Genomic DNA, 12,915 nt, shown 5'->3' with positions numbered 1-12,915 from the left:
GGTGTGAGCCCCGCCGACATGACAGGAGCCGAGGCCATGACCTTCCAAGCCCGGCCGGTGCTCGCCGGCCTCGACGACGCCGACGACGAACTGGTGGCTGTGCGGGCCGGAGCCGTCGAGGCGCGGCTGCGTGACCAGCCGCTGCATCTGTTCTCGGCGTTCGCCCCACCGCCCCCCGATGCGCTCCCCGAAGCGCCGTGGCCGCCGCGCGACGCCGCCCTGGCCCGGATGATGCGGGCAGTCGCCGCCGCGGGCCGGTCGATCGACGTCGACGCCCGGATGGTCTGCGGCGACCTCGCCGCCGCCCTGGTCGCCCAGGCACCGCAGGCGTCGCTGGTCGTCCTGGCCGCGGCAGCGGCGGCTCGCCCGGACGGTGGCTCGGGGGCCTGCCCGGTGGCCTGCCGCAGCGCCGTGCCGGTGCTCGTGGTCCCGGCGCGGCCGGCGACGCAGGGCGCCCCGGTGATGGCCGGGCTGGCCAGCGGCGCCGCGTCCGACGCAATCCTGGAGTTCGCCTTCGACGAGGCGGCGCGCCGCGGCGTGCCGCTGCGCGTGGTCCACCTGAGCGACGCCGCGACCGCGGGGCACTGGCACCGGTCCGAACTTCTCGCGGGCCTGTCCGTGCCGGCGCCGCCGACGGTCGGGTCGACGCCGGCAGACCTGGCCGAGCGGCTGCTGGCGGAGTCGCTGGCCGGCTGGCCGGCCCGGTACCCGGACGTGCGGATCGAACGGTGCGTCGTCCACGGCCCCGACGTGGAGCACGGCATCGCGACGCTGACGCGGGACGCCTGCATGATCGTGGTGGCCGCGCGGAGCCGGCTCGAGACCGGCGCGCGGATCCTCGGCCCGGTCACGGGCGGATTGCTGCGCGACGCGGGCTGCCCCGTAGCGGTCGTCGCCGCGGCCGACCGGGTGCTGAGCGCGCCGAACGGCGACATCTGCCGGTAGGCACACGACCGATCGGTCCGCCGCCGGACCACTGGGGCGGTCGCGGTGGCACCAGGGACCGGTCGCGCACACGGTCCGTTCAGTGCGTCCGTGGTGCGCGGACCGGACGTGCGCCGCACGGCCGTGCGGCCGTGCGGCAGGATCGGCGCGCCCGGTGTGGTCCGCTACGACGGTCCGCGCTCCGCGTGGCGGACGACGGCGACGGGGCAGGCCGCGTGCTGGATGGCGGTGAGGGACACCGAGCCCAGCAGCAGCCCCGCGAACCCGCCGCGGCCGCGGGAGCCGACCACCAGCAGCCGGGCGCCTGCCGACCGGTCGACGAGGACCCCTGAGGCCCGGCCGCGCACGGTGATCGTGCGGAAGTCGACGTCCGGGTACTTCTCCCGCCACCCGGCAGTGGACTCAGCCAGCGTGCGCTGCACGTCCTCGCCCAGGTCGTCGGCGTCGACGATCAGCGCCAGCGGGCCGTCGGGGCGGCTGGACGAGGCTGCCCGCCGGTGGGCCAGGACGGCCGTCAGGCCGGCGCCGCACGACGACGCGTGCTCGAACGCGAACCGCAGCGCGTCGGCGGCGTCGTGCGAGCCGTCGACCCCGACCACGACGCGCCCCGCTTCCGGGCCGGGCGGGCGGTCGAGGTGCCGCACGACCACGACCGGGCAGGGGGCGTGCACAGCGACCTGCGCGCTGACCGAGCCCAGCAGGAGACCGGCGAAGCCGCCGTGGCCGCGGTTGCCGACCACCACCTCGGCGGCGGCCCTGGCGGTGTCCAGCAGCGCCACCGCGGCCGACTCCGGCCGGGTGGCCGTGGTGAGCCGCACCGTGGGCGCGGCCGCTCTCGCCCGGTCGGCGGCGTCGGCGACGATCCGCGCGGCCGCCTCCTGGATCCCGAGCTCGAACGGTGACGGCGACGGCGGGACGGCCGGCGCGTAGATCGGCGGCGGCCACTGGAACGCGTTCAGGATGTGCATCGGCCGGCCGCGGCGCACCGCCTCCGCGGCCGCCCAGTCGACAGCTGCCAGGCTGGATGGGGAACCGTCGACGCCGACGACGACAGCGTGTTCGGCAACCATGGTGACCTCCTGTGCTAGGGGTGAGCTCCGCCGCGGGGCGTAGTGCCGGCGAACCAGTAGTAGCCCTCGTCGTCGCATCTGGCCAGGTCGCCGCTGAGGTACCACCCGCCGGCGAACGCGGCGCGGTAGGACTCCTCGTCGCCGAGGTAGCCGCGGAACATCGACGGGCAGCCGGGGCGCAGGGCCAGCTCGCCGACGGCGCCCGGGGTGTCCAGGACGCGGACGGCGCCGTCGACGATCCGGGCCCGCCCGTCCTCGCCCCGCTCCAGCAGCGCCGCGTCGACGCCGGGCATCGGACGGCCCATGGAGCCGGGCTTGACGTCCATGCCCGCATAATTGCTGATCATGATCGCGCCGGTCTCGGTCTGCCACCAGGTGTCGTGCGCGGGCCGGCCGAAGACCTCCCGCGTCCGTTCCACCGTCTCCGGGCTGAGCGGCTCGCCGACCGAGGCGATGAACCGCAACGCCGGCAGGTCGTGCCGGCGGGCCAGCGGCGCGCCGTGCCGCATGAGCATCCGCAGCGCCGTCGGCGCCGTGTACCAGTTCGTGACCCGGAGCCGCTGCAGCGTGTCGTACCAGCGGCGGGCGTCGAACTCGGCCGCGTCGACGACGACCGTGGCGCCGTGCACCAGCGGCGCGACGATGCCGTACGCGATGCCGGTCATCCAACCGGGGTCGGCGGTGCACCAGAACACGTCATCCGGGTGCAGATCGAGCGCGTACAGGGCGGTGGCGTAATGCGCCACGACGGCCTCGTGCACGTGGACCGCGCCCTTGGGAGCGCCGGTGATGCCGCTGGTGAAGTCCAGCAACGCCATGTCGGCAGGGTCGGTCGGCGGCACCTCGAAGGTGTCCGCCGCCGCGTCGACCGCGGCCGCGAACGACTCGGTGCCCTCCGGCGCGGGGCCGTCGCCGACGACCAGCACGTGACGCAGCTCCGGCAGGGCGCCACGGATCGGTGCCACCCGCCGCCTGTACAGCTCGGGCGTGGTCACCAGGACCTTGCCACCGCCGCGGTACAGCCGTTCCCGGATCGGTGACGGACCGAGCGCCGGGAACAGCGGCGCGCACACGCTGGTGCCGCGCAGCGTGCCGAGCATCGTCACGTACAGCTCGGGAGTACGGTTGAGCAGGGTGAACACGCGGTCACCGCGGCCGATGCCGCTGGCGCGCAGCGCGTTGGCGAAGCGGCCCGTGCGCCGGGCCAGTTCCGCGTACGTGAGGTCCTGCACGGCGCCGGAGCGGTCCACGCAGCGCAGCGCGACGACATCGGCCCGCTCGCCGGCGGCGTGCCGGTCGACCGCCTCGTAGCCGATGTTGAGCCCGCGGCAACCGGGCAGGCCGGACAGCCACGACCGGGCGTGCTGCCAGGTGAAGTCGTGCCGGACCCAGGCGTAGTCGGCCAGGTTGGCCCGCTCGCGGTCGGCCTTCGTCTTCCGGATGCGTTCGCTCATCGGATGCCATCTCCGTTCCTGAGGAACGGCTGCGTCGCGGATGCTCGTCGTGTCCAGCGTCGCGCGGATCGTCCGGCACGCCCAGCGCGGCGTCCCGTCGCGCCCGGCGGGGGTGCGGCGGCGGCACGGGACCTCCGGCCCTGACGGTCGCCGCCGCCACCGCGTCACGGTTGCCGGGTGAGGTCGATGTGCGGGCCGCGCGCGACCCTGTACGAGGTCCGGACGGCGGTCGGTCACTGCATGCGCCCGCGGCAGTGCCGCCGGCCGCCACTGCCACCGGGAGGTGGATCATGCAGATCGCAACCCCGCCCTTCAGCGACCGGGTCGATGCGGGCCGCCAACTGGGTCGCAAGCTGTCCCGGCTGCGCGGCCAGGACGTCGTGGTGCTGGGACTGCCCCGCGGCGGCGTGCCCGTCGCCGCCCAGGTCGCCGACGAGCTGCACGCCCCACTGGACGTCATCGTCGTGCGCAAGCTCGGCGTGCCGTGGCAGCCCGAGCTCGGCATGGGGGCCATCGGCGAGGACGGCGTGCGTGTCCTCAACCCGCGCATCATCAACCTGGCCGGGATCAGCGACGAGGCGCTGGCCGCGGTCGAGCGGACCGAGCTGGCGGCACTGCGCCGCCGCGCCAGGCTGCTGCGCGGCGACCAGCCGGCGATCGACCTGGCGGGGCGGACCGTCGTCATCGTCGACGACGGCATCGCGACCGGGTCCACCGCACGGGCCGCCGCGTGGGTCGCCCGCGCCCGGGGCGCCGCCCGGGTCGTCCTCGCCGTCCCGGTCGCGCCCGCTGACGCGATCGGACCGTTGCTGCGCGACTGTGACGAGGTGGTCCACGTCCGGCCACTGAACCGGCTGTCGTCGGTCAGCGAGTCGTACGAGGACTTCACGCCGACCACCGACGACGAGGTCCGCGACCTGCTCATCCTGCACAGGGCGGCGAGCCGCCCGGCAACGGCCCGGGCGCACTGGCACGACGAGCAGGTCGTCGTCTGCCCGGATGCCCTGCGCATGCCCGGGCGCCTCACCGTGCCCGCCGACGCCGACGGACTGGTCGTGTTCGTCGACGGCAGCGGCAACAGCCGGCACAGTACGTGCAACGAGGACGTCGCCGCCGTGCTGCACCAGGGCGGGCTCGCCACGTTGCTGTTCGACCTGCTCACCCCGGAGGAAGCGGCCGGCCGGGCCGAGGTGTTCGACATCGCGCTGCTCGCCCGCCGGCTCACCGAGGTCACCACATGGGTGCGCGAGCACCCGCTGTGCGCGACGTTGCCGGTCGGCTGGCTCGGTGTCGGCACGGGCGCGGGCGTGGCGTTATGGGCGGCGGCGGAGCCGCATGCCGGCGTCGCGGCGATCGTCTCCCGGGGCGGCCGCCCCGACCTGGCCGGGCGGCGGCTGGCCGCGGTGACCGCCCCCACCCTGCTCATCGTCGGTGGCCGCGACACCCGGGTCCTGGCGCTCAACCGGGCCGCGCAGGCCCAGCTGCGCTGCCCCAACCACCTGTTCGTCGTGCCCGGCGCCACGCACGTGCTCGACGAACCGGGCGCCGTCACCACTGCCGCCAGGCAGGCGCGCGGCTGGTTCCTGAAGCACGGACTACGGCAGGCCGCCGGATCTACGGCGTGACGACGACCTTCAGGCCGGCCCGCCGGACCGCGGTGCGGAACGCCTCAGTGGCCTGGCTCAGTGCGAAGCGGTGCGTGACGAGCGACGCGACGTCCACCCGCCCGCGCTGGACGAGGTCGATCGCGCGGGGATAGACCTGGTTCATCCGCCGGCACATCGCGAACGTCAGGCCCTTGCGCCGGGCCGCCCCGGCCGGGAACGTCGTCGTGTCCTCGTCCGGGATACCGACCAGGACGACCCGCCCGCCGGGGCGGGCCGCGACCACCGCGGCGCGCACCGCCCTGTCGTTGCCGGCCACCTCGAACACCACGTCGGCGTCGACGCCGTCCAACCGGTCCGCGGTGTCGGCCGTCACCGTCTCGTCGGCGCCGAATCCCTGTGCCGCGTCCGTCCGGTGTACGAGCGGATCCATCGCCACCACCCGGGACGCCCCGGCGACTCGTGCGAGCTGGATCAGCAGTAGGCCGATCGGTCCGCAGCCGACGACCGCGACCGACCCGCCGAGCCGCAGGTGGCCGAGGTCGAAGGCGTGGATCGCGATGCCGAGCGGCTCCAGCATCGCGCCGTCGGTGTCGGAGAGGCTGTCGGGCAGCGGGTGCAGCAGGTCCGTCGGCCAGGCCAGCCACTCACGCAGCGCGCCGTCGAGCTCGCCGTGACCGGCGAAGCGGACCGTGGGGCAGAGGTTGCCGTGCCCCTCGAGGCACCTGGCGCAGCGCCCGCACGGGATGGCCGGATCGACGGCGACGCGGCGGCCGTGCAGAGGACCGCCCGTCACGACGCCGGCGAACTCGTGGCCCGGCACGACCGGCCTGCTCAGCTGCGCGTCGCCGATGCCGCCGTGGGTGAACCAGTGCAGGTCCGAGCCGCACAGCCCGACGGCGGTGACCCGCACCAGGCTCATGCCGTCACCGGCGACCGGCCGGGGCTCGCCGGCGACGCGCAGCGCGCCGACGCCGTGCAGCCGCACCGCCACGCCCGCGCTGTCGTCCATCCAGCCATGATGCCCCACCACCGGCCGTTGCCGGCGGCAGGTGCGAGACGAGATGCACCGTTCGGCAGCGGCCCGGCGAGCTGCGGGCTAACGGAATTGCGGTGCTGTCACGTTCTGCTCCTGGACGAGGGAGTCCACCGCCTCCCGGGTGGAGCGCAGCGCCTGCATGGTGGTGTTGATCTCTTGGATGCTCTTGACCGCCTCGCTGGTCTGGAAGCGGATCTCCTTGATCTGCACCTCGATCTGCTCAGTTGCCTGACCCGTCTCGGTCGACAGCTCCTTGACCTCGCCCGCGACGACGGCGAAGCCCTTGCCCGCACTGCCGGCTCTGGCCGCCTCGATGGTGGCGTTGAGGGCGAGCAGGTTGGTCTGGCCGGCGATACTGGTGATCAGCTTGCCGACGTTGCCGATCTCGATGCTGCTGGCGTCCAGCTTGGCGATCGTCGCCGCGGCCTCGTCTGCACGTGCCGCGGCCGCCGTCACGGCCTCGCCGAGGTCGTGGCTGACCTGGCCGAGTTTCGCTGCGGACGCGGTCAGCTGGCCGAGCTGGTGCTCGGCGGTGGCCATCAACGTCTTCTCGTTGTCGATGTCGAACAGCGCCCCGGCGACGCGCAACGGCACACCGTTGCGGTCCCGTTTCGTCGCCCCCGTTGCGCGGAACCAGCGGTAACTGCCGTCCTTCAGCGCCAGCCGGTACTCGATGTCATAGGGGATCCGCCCGGTCCGGTCATTGAGGTGGTTCAGGAACGCGGCCACCACCCGGTCGACGTCTTCGGCATGCAGCCGCGACGCCCAGCTGGACAGGATGTTCGGAAAGTCGCGTTCGTCGGTGAAGCCGAGCATGTGACGGAAGTCCTGCGACCAGTTGAACGTGTTGTTCGGGTTCACCGGGTCGTCCGCCACCACGTCCATGTCCCACAGGCCGATCCCGGCCGCGTCGGTCATCAGTTCGAACCGCTCGATGGCGGCAGACTGCCCGCTGCGCAGCGACTCGACCTCTGCCCGCAAGGCGTCGCACTCCGCCAAGGCCGCAGCCAGTCGCGGGTCGTCCGTCGCCGCGGCACCGATCACGGCCGTGTCCTGTGCTCCGCGCCACCAGCCCATCCGCTTAACTCCGTTCCGCGTCCTCTTTGCCTCCCTATCGACTGCCCGGCGCGGACCTGAGCGTTTTTGGCTGGTCATAGTGTGGCTCAGCAAACCGCCTCGGCGTGAGGCCGGGGCCGGCCGGTCTTCGACCACCGGGCGGACACAAGCCTGGCAATCAGGTCAGGTGGGACCTCGGGTGCCAACCGAGAATTCGTCCCTCTGGGATGCCGCTGCAGCCGTAGCCCGGTTCGACGACTCCGACATCCTGGCATCGCGGTGTGTGATCGGCCGGATATGGCCGTAAGCGGCCAGCCATTCCCTCCTGCACTGTGCGGTGGCCTAGAAGTCTGACCGCCGGCGGGGTTGACAACACGGATGCGTGCCTTGAGGGTGTGTATATATAGCTCTTCGGAGCACTATAGTTGCACACACTCTGATCCGGGTCACAGGAACGGAGCAACCCCCATATGACCGACACCTACGATGTGGTGGTGCTGGGCACCGGCGCGGGCGGCCTGTCCGCAGCGGTCACGGCCGCCGCGCTGGGCGCGTCTGTCGGCCTGTTCGACAAGACGCCGACCGTCGGCGGGACCACCGCCGTCTCCGGCGGTGTCGTCTGGGTCCCCGCCCACGAGCGCCCCGACGCGCCTGCGCCGTTGCCTGCCGAGGACGCGCTGGCCTACCTGGGCGCACTGTCCAACGGCACGATCGACGAGCAGCTCGCGGAGGTCTTCGTGCGCTCCGCCCCGGCCGCCGTCGGGTTTCTGGAGCGGCACACCCCGCTGCGGCTGTCCGTCACCGCCGGGTTCCCCGACTACAAGCCCGAACTGCCGGGCGGCAAGCCGGGAGGCGGGCGGTCGTTGAGCCCCGCGCCGTTCGACGCCACCGGCCTCGGCGAGTGGGCCGATCGGCTGACCGCGTTCCCCAATGACTACAGCAACGTCGGCTTCGATGCGGAGACGCGGGCGCGGATCTGGGGCGACCCGGCCACGACGAGCGACGGCGTGGCCGCCGACAGCAGCGACATGAGGGTGGCCGGTGCCGCGCTCGTGGCCGCGTTGCTGCGCGGACTGCTGGACCTCGGCGTCGAGCCGCAGACCTCCACGCGGGCGGTCGACCTGGTGGTGCGGGACAACACCGTGACCGGGGTCGTCGTCGAAGGGCCGAACGGTCGCCGGGTCGTTCACGCCCGGCGGGGCGTCGTCATCGCCACCGGCGGGTTCGAATGGGACCGCAGCCTGGTGAAGGCGTTCCTGCGGGGTCCGATGAACGGCCCGACCTCACCGCCGAACAACACCGGCGACGGCCTGCGGATGGCGATGAAGGCCGGGGCCGCCCTGGGCACCATGGCCGAGGCGTGGTGGGTGCCGATCGTGCGGATTCCCGGCGACACGTTCGGCGGCCAGCAACGCCACCGCAGCGTCAGGCTGGAGCGCACCCGCCCGCGCACCATCATGGTCAACCGGCACGGTCACCGGTTCGCCAACGAGGCCAGCGACTACCACAGTCTCGGCGGCGCGTTCCATCAGTTCGATCCTGCCCGGTTCGAATACCCGAACCTGCCGGCCTGGATCGTCTTCGACCACACGCATCTGGCGCGCTACGGGTTCCTCGGCGTCACCGCGGAGGAACCCGCACCCGACTGGTTCCACCGCTCCGCGACCCTCACGGAGCTCGCCGGCGCCGTCGGCATCGACGGACCAGTCCTGGACGCGACCGTCGCGTCGTGGAACCGCGACGTCGAGCACCTGCGGGACCCCCGCTTCGGGCGCGGGCAGAGCGCCTACGACGGGCACTGGGGCGACACCAGCGCCCCGAGCGTCGCCGCGCGGACACTCGGCCCGATCGACACGGCACCGTACTACGCCGTGCGCGTCGACATCGGCTGCATGGGGACGAAGGGCGGGCCACGCACCGACGACAACGGCCAGGTCCTCAACCTCGACGGCCAGCCGATCGGCGGCCTGTACGCCGCCGGCAACGCGATGGCCGGGACCACCGGCATGGCCTACGGCGGCGCCGGCGGCACCATCGGTCCGGCGCTCACCTGGGGGCACCGGGCCGCACATCACGCAGTCACCGGTTCGAAGGCGCCGATGGCATGAGACGCGGGACGATTGTCGTGGACGGGCTCACCACCGGCTTCGTGGAGGCCGGCGAGGGTGAGCCGGTGGTGCTCCTGCACGGCGGAGAGTTCGGCGCCGATGCCGAGCTCGCGTGGGAGCACACCATCGCGGCGCTCGCCGAACGCTACCGGGTGGTGGCGCCGGACCAGCTCGGCTACGGCCGGACCGCCAAGGTGATCGACTTCGTGCACGGCAGACGGATGCGGATCCGGCATGTCGCACGGTTCTGTGACGCGCTCGGCATCGAGTCCGCCACGTTCATCGGCAACTCCATGGGTGCGGTGAACCTGCTCGTCGACGCCACCTCCGACGTCCCGCTCCTGCCGATCCGGCGCATCGTCGCGATCTGCGGTGGAGGAGAGATCCTCAGCAACGAGCACGTGGACGCGCTGTACGACTACGACGCCACCTTCCCCGCCATGCGCCGCCTGGTCGCAGCCCTGTTCCATGACCCGTCCTACCCGGCCGACGACGACTACGTCCGGCGGCGGTTCGAGTCCAGCACGGCGCCCGGCGCCTGGGAGGCCGTCGCGGCCGCCAGGTTCCGGCGCCCGGACGCCGCCGTCGCGGGCGGGGGACGTGGGGAGCCGGATTACGGCCGGATCACCGTCCCGGTCCTGTTCGTCGAGGGCGGCGCCGACAAGCTCAAGCCACCCGGATGGGCCGGCCACCTCGCCGGCCAGGTGCGCGACGGGCGCAGCACCGTCATCGACGACGCGGGTCACTGCCCCCAGATCGAGCAGCCGGCCGAGGTGAACCGCCAGATCCTGGACTTCCTGGCCGGCCCGAGCGGCGGCGGTTGCGGATGAGGGGGCAGCTGCGCTCAGACGACTACACCGGCCTCATCCGGCTCGACGGCCAGGTCCATGTCGTCGTCGGCGTCGGGCCGGGCATCGGCCGGGAGACCGCCACGGCACTCGCGGCCGCCGGCGCCTTCGTCGTCTGCGTCGACGTGGACGAGGCCCAGGCCACCGCGGTCGCCGCGGAGGTCGGCGGCGTCGCCGCGGTCTGCGACATCACCGCTCCCGACGCCTTCGCCCAGGTCCTGGCGGACGCCGAGCGACGGTTCGGCCGCGTCGACGGGGTCACCGACGTCGTGGGCCTCGTGCGGTGGAAGCCGCTGCCCGACGCCGGTGACGACGACTGGCGTTGGCAGAGCGACGTGGTCACCGCGCAGGCCGTGCGGGTCCTGCGGACCTCGGTGCCGTATCTGCGGCGGGCCGGCGGGGGGTCGCTCACCTACATCGCGTCCGTGTCCGCGTTCACGAGCGCCCCGGGGCACGGCCTGTACGGGATGGCGAAGTCCGCGCTGCTGTCGATGGTCCGCACGGCCGCCGTCGAGCTCGGACCGCACGGAATTCGGGTCAACGCGGTGTCACCCGGAGCGACGCTCACCCCGCGGATGGCGGCCGACCCGCGGTTCGAGAGCGCGAACCGGGCGAACGCCGCTCGGACACCGCTGCGCAAGCTCGCCCGACCGCACGACATCGCGGCCGCCGTTCTGTTCCTGTCGTCCCGGCTGGCCGGCCACGTGACCGGCCACGACCTGGTGGTCGACGGTGGCCTCACCAACATCTGGCCGCTGGAGCTGCCGGCCGCGGAGGGAGCTTCGTGAAGGGGCCGACGTGGCCGCTGTTCGATCAGGTCGCGGCCGGGTAAGGCGCCGTCGCGCCCTTCTTCGCCGGACTTCCAGCGCCGCTCAAGAGTAGCCGTGCGCGACCCGTTCCGGCGGCTGGAACCGGGGGATGTGTCCTCCGACGTCACCGGGGCGCTATGCGGGCAGCGCCTCGCCGACCTGCCTGGCGGCTTTGAGGATGGACGCCTCGGCGGCCTTGGCCTGGTCCTCGCGGTAGGTGATGAGGTTGAGGCAGGCGCGCGGACGGCAGTTGGGGATGGGTGCCGCCACGCCGTAGCAGCCGATCTCGATCTCGCCGACGCTGGTGGCGTAGCCACGTTCGCGGGCCAGCTTCACCTCCACCGGCTCCCCGGCGACCTGGGGTCCGGCGGCCAGCAGCGCATAGCCCGCCGCGCCGCGGTTGATGGGGGTGCGCATCCCGGCTTTGAAGGCGATGTGGTGCGTCGTGGTGGTCGGCTCGACCAGCTCGATCGACACCGCCTCGGCGCCGTTGGCGACGAACAGGGACACCGTGCAGCCGAGCTCGTCGGCCACCACACGCATGACCGGGATGGCGTGCTCGCGCAGGGTGGGCAGATAGGCGTCGGCGAGGGTGGCGAGGCGTGGGCCGGCCCGGTAGAAGTTGTCGGCGCTCTGGGCGACGAAACCGAAGTCGGCGAGGGTTTGCAGCAGTCGATACGCGATCGAGCGATGGACGTCCAGCTCGGTGGCGAGCTGCTGGATGGTCATGCCGTCGGGCGACTCGACCACCGAGAGCAGCGCCCGAAGCCCGCGGGCGAGGGTCTGGCTGCCCACCTGCGTGCGTCCCGCCGACTGTTCCGTCATGCCTATCCCCTTGTGATCCCTTGATCGGGCCGGTCCGCCGGCTGCCGGCGTCCGGGTCAACAGCTTCCCACGGAGGCGGTCGACCCGTTGACCGGCCGTGCCGGCCGTGCGTAACCTCGTACAAATAACGAGCAGGCTGATGTAAATAACGATACACCCCGGCCCGTCTCGGGTCGAGAGGGGACCCGCCATGCCACTCGCGCTGTGCACGACCTCCCATTCGCCGCTGATCGGCCTCCACGACCCGGATTCGCAGGTGCGGGCCGAGGTCGACGGGGTGCTGGCCCGGGCCCGCGCGTTCGTTGCCGGCTTCGCCCCGGACCTGGTTGTCGTCTTCGCCCCGGATCACTACAACGGCTTCCTCTACGACATGATGCCCGCCTTCTGTGTCGGTGCCGCGGCGAGTTCGGTGGGCGACTACGGCCTGCCGTCCGGCCCACTGGACGTCGACAGCGACGCCGCCCACGCCATCGCCAAGACCGTCCTCGACGCCGGCGTCGACGTCGCCATCTCCGAGGACATGCAGGTCGACCACGGGCTGGTGCAGCCGTTGACCTTCCTCTTCGAATCCCTCACCGCGGTGCCGGTGGTCCCGATCTTCATCAACTGCGTCGCCGAGCCGCTTGGCCCCGCGGTCCGGGCCCGGCTGCTGGGCGCGGCGGTGGGGGAAGCCGCTCGGGGTCTTGACCGCCGGGTGCTCGTCGTGGGGTCGGGCGGGCTGTCGCACGATCCGCCGGTGCCACGGCTGGCGGAGGCGCCGCCCGAGGTGGTCGAACGGCTGAAGCGCGGCCGCAACCCCTCCCGGGAGCAGCGGGCGCAGCGCGAGGGCCGGACCGTCGCGGCGGCCCGCGAGTTCGCGCAGGGCCGCGGCCCCTACCGCCCGCTCAACCCCGAGTGGGACGCGCTCGTCCTGCGGGCCCTCGCGGACGGCGACTTCGACACCCTCGACAGCCGTGGCAACGACTGGTTCGTGGAGGAGGGCGGGCACTCGGCTCACGAGGTCCGCACCTGGATCGCGGCCTACGCGGCGCTGGCCGCCCAAGGTCCCTATGCGGTCAGCTCGAGCTACTACCGCGCCATCCCCGAATGGTTTGCCGGCTTCGCCACCACCACGGCACTGCCCAGGTAGCGCAGCCTCTGACAGGCAACCGCTCCGC

At 73.1% G+C, this 12,915-nt stretch carries 10 protein-coding genes and 1 pseudogene; 6 read left to right on the top strand and 5 right to left on the bottom strand.

Translation table 11 applies throughout. From position 1 onward, the window contains the following. Window positions 1-36: 36 nt before the first annotated feature. Window positions 37-945, top strand: a complete 909-nt coding sequence (locus tag ACFY3L_RS48365) for a universal stress protein (RefSeq protein ID WP_389340587.1) — start codon at window positions 37-39, stop codon at window positions 943-945. A gap of 164 nt (window positions 946-1,109) precedes the next feature. On the opposite strand, the gene ACFY3L_RS48360 is transcribed toward ACFY3L_RS48365, so the two are convergent. Both ACFY3L_RS48360 and ACFY3L_RS48355 read right to left on the bottom strand, forming a co-directional pair. Continuing rightward, the gene (locus ACFY3L_RS48360) at window positions 1,110-2,015 is read right to left on the bottom strand and encodes a universal stress protein (protein ID WP_389340585.1); all 906 of its coding nucleotides are present in this window, start codon (window positions 2,013-2,015) and stop codon (window positions 1,110-1,112) included. A 14-nt stretch (window positions 2,016-2,029) separates the two neighbouring features. Continuing rightward, window positions 2,030-3,469, bottom strand: coding sequence for an AMP-binding protein (locus ACFY3L_RS48355; RefSeq protein ID WP_389340583.1), 1,440 nt, complete (start codon window positions 3,467-3,469; stop codon window positions 2,030-2,032). 290 nt (window positions 3,470-3,759) lie between these two features. Between ACFY3L_RS48355 and ACFY3L_RS48350 the strand changes: the two are divergent. Next, window positions 3,760-4,380 (top strand): annotated as a pseudogene (locus ACFY3L_RS48350) (phosphoribosyltransferase); the annotation flags it as partial. A 703-nt stretch (window positions 4,381-5,083) separates the two neighbouring features. On the opposite strand, the gene ACFY3L_RS48345 reads toward ACFY3L_RS48350, so the two are convergent. Together ACFY3L_RS48345 and ACFY3L_RS48340 are read right to left on the bottom strand one after the other, a co-directional pair. Further along, window positions 5,084-6,085, bottom strand: coding sequence for a zinc-binding dehydrogenase (locus tag ACFY3L_RS48345; RefSeq protein ID WP_389340581.1), 1,002 nt, complete (start codon window positions 6,083-6,085; stop codon window positions 5,084-5,086). A gap of 87 nt (window positions 6,086-6,172) precedes the next feature. Then, window positions 6,173-7,156 carry a PAS domain-containing methyl-accepting chemotaxis protein gene (locus ACFY3L_RS48340; protein ID WP_389340579.1) on the bottom strand — a complete coding sequence of 328 codons (984 nt, stop codon included), beginning with the start codon at window positions 7,154-7,156 and terminating at the stop codon, window positions 6,173-6,175. 482 nt (window positions 7,157-7,638) lie between these two features. Between ACFY3L_RS48340 and ACFY3L_RS48335 the strand changes: the two genes are divergently transcribed. Genes ACFY3L_RS48335 through ACFY3L_RS48325 form a run of 3 tightly spaced genes read left to right on the top strand, consistent with a single transcriptional unit; the run spans window position 7,639 to window position 10,912 of the window. Beyond that, entirely contained in the window at window positions 7,639-9,276 is a 1,638-nt protein-coding gene (locus ACFY3L_RS48335) for an FAD-dependent oxidoreductase (RefSeq protein ID WP_389340577.1), read from the top strand. Next, window positions 9,273-10,106: an alpha/beta fold hydrolase gene (locus ACFY3L_RS48330; RefSeq protein WP_389340575.1), complete on the top strand. Its 834-nt coding sequence runs from the start codon at window positions 9,273-9,275 to the stop codon at window positions 10,104-10,106. Before ACFY3L_RS48335 ends, ACFY3L_RS48330 begins: the two co-directional genes overlap by 4 nt. After that, on the top strand, window positions 10,103-10,912 hold the full coding sequence (locus tag ACFY3L_RS48325; protein ID WP_389340573.1) for an SDR family NAD(P)-dependent oxidoreductase: 810 nt from the start codon (window positions 10,103-10,105) through the stop codon (window positions 10,910-10,912). Before ACFY3L_RS48330 ends, ACFY3L_RS48325 begins: the two co-directional genes overlap by 4 nt. 156 nt (window positions 10,913-11,068) lie before the next feature. On the opposite strand, the gene ACFY3L_RS48320 is transcribed toward ACFY3L_RS48325, so the two are convergent. Continuing rightward, window positions 11,069-11,758, bottom strand: coding sequence for an IclR family transcriptional regulator (locus tag ACFY3L_RS48320; RefSeq protein WP_389340571.1), 690 nt, complete (start codon window positions 11,756-11,758; stop codon window positions 11,069-11,071). A 190-nt stretch (window positions 11,759-11,948) separates the two neighbouring features. On the opposite strand from ACFY3L_RS48320, the gene ACFY3L_RS48315 reads away from it, so the two are divergent. Further along, complete coding sequence (locus ACFY3L_RS48315) at window positions 11,949-12,887, top strand: 3-carboxyethylcatechol 2,3-dioxygenase (protein WP_389340570.1); 939 nt, start codon at window positions 11,949-11,951, stop codon at window positions 12,885-12,887. The last annotated feature ends 28 nt before the right edge of the window (window positions 12,888-12,915 follow it).

The sequence above is a fragment of the Dactylosporangium sp. NPDC000521 genome, assembly GCF_042898305.1.
Lineage (GTDB): Bacteria > Actinomycetota > Actinomycetes > Mycobacteriales > Micromonosporaceae > Dactylosporangium.
Note: the sequence above shows the minus strand (reverse complement) of the source record. Positions and strands in the feature narration are given on the sequence as shown.

Coding starts and splice junctions, on each gene's coding strand:
- ACFY3L_RS48330 (WP_389340575.1), top strand. CDS start 9,273: ATGAGACGCGGGACGATTGTCGTGGACGGGCTCACCACCGGCTTCGTG.
- ACFY3L_RS48325 (WP_389340573.1), top strand. CDS start 10,103: ATGAGGGGGCAGCTGCGCTCAGACGACTACACCGGCCTCATCCGGCTC.
- ACFY3L_RS48320 (WP_389340571.1), bottom strand. CDS start 11,758: ATGACGGAACAGTCGGCGGGACGCACGCAGGTGGGCAGCCAGACCCTC.
- ACFY3L_RS48365 (WP_389340587.1), top strand. CDS start 37: ATGACCTTCCAAGCCCGGCCGGTGCTCGCCGGCCTCGACGACGCCGAC.
- ACFY3L_RS48345 (WP_389340581.1), bottom strand. CDS start 6,085: ATGGACGACAGCGCGGGCGTGGCGGTGCGGCTGCACGGCGTCGGCGCG.
- ACFY3L_RS48315 (WP_389340570.1), top strand. CDS start 11,949: ATGCCACTCGCGCTGTGCACGACCTCCCATTCGCCGCTGATCGGCCTC.
- ACFY3L_RS48355 (WP_389340583.1), bottom strand. CDS start 3,469: ATGAGCGAACGCATCCGGAAGACGAAGGCCGACCGCGAGCGGGCCAAC.
- ACFY3L_RS48360 (WP_389340585.1), bottom strand. CDS start 2,015: ATGGTTGCCGAACACGCTGTCGTCGTCGGCGTCGACGGTTCCCCATCC.
- ACFY3L_RS48335 (WP_389340577.1), top strand. CDS start 7,639: ATGACCGACACCTACGATGTGGTGGTGCTGGGCACCGGCGCGGGCGGC.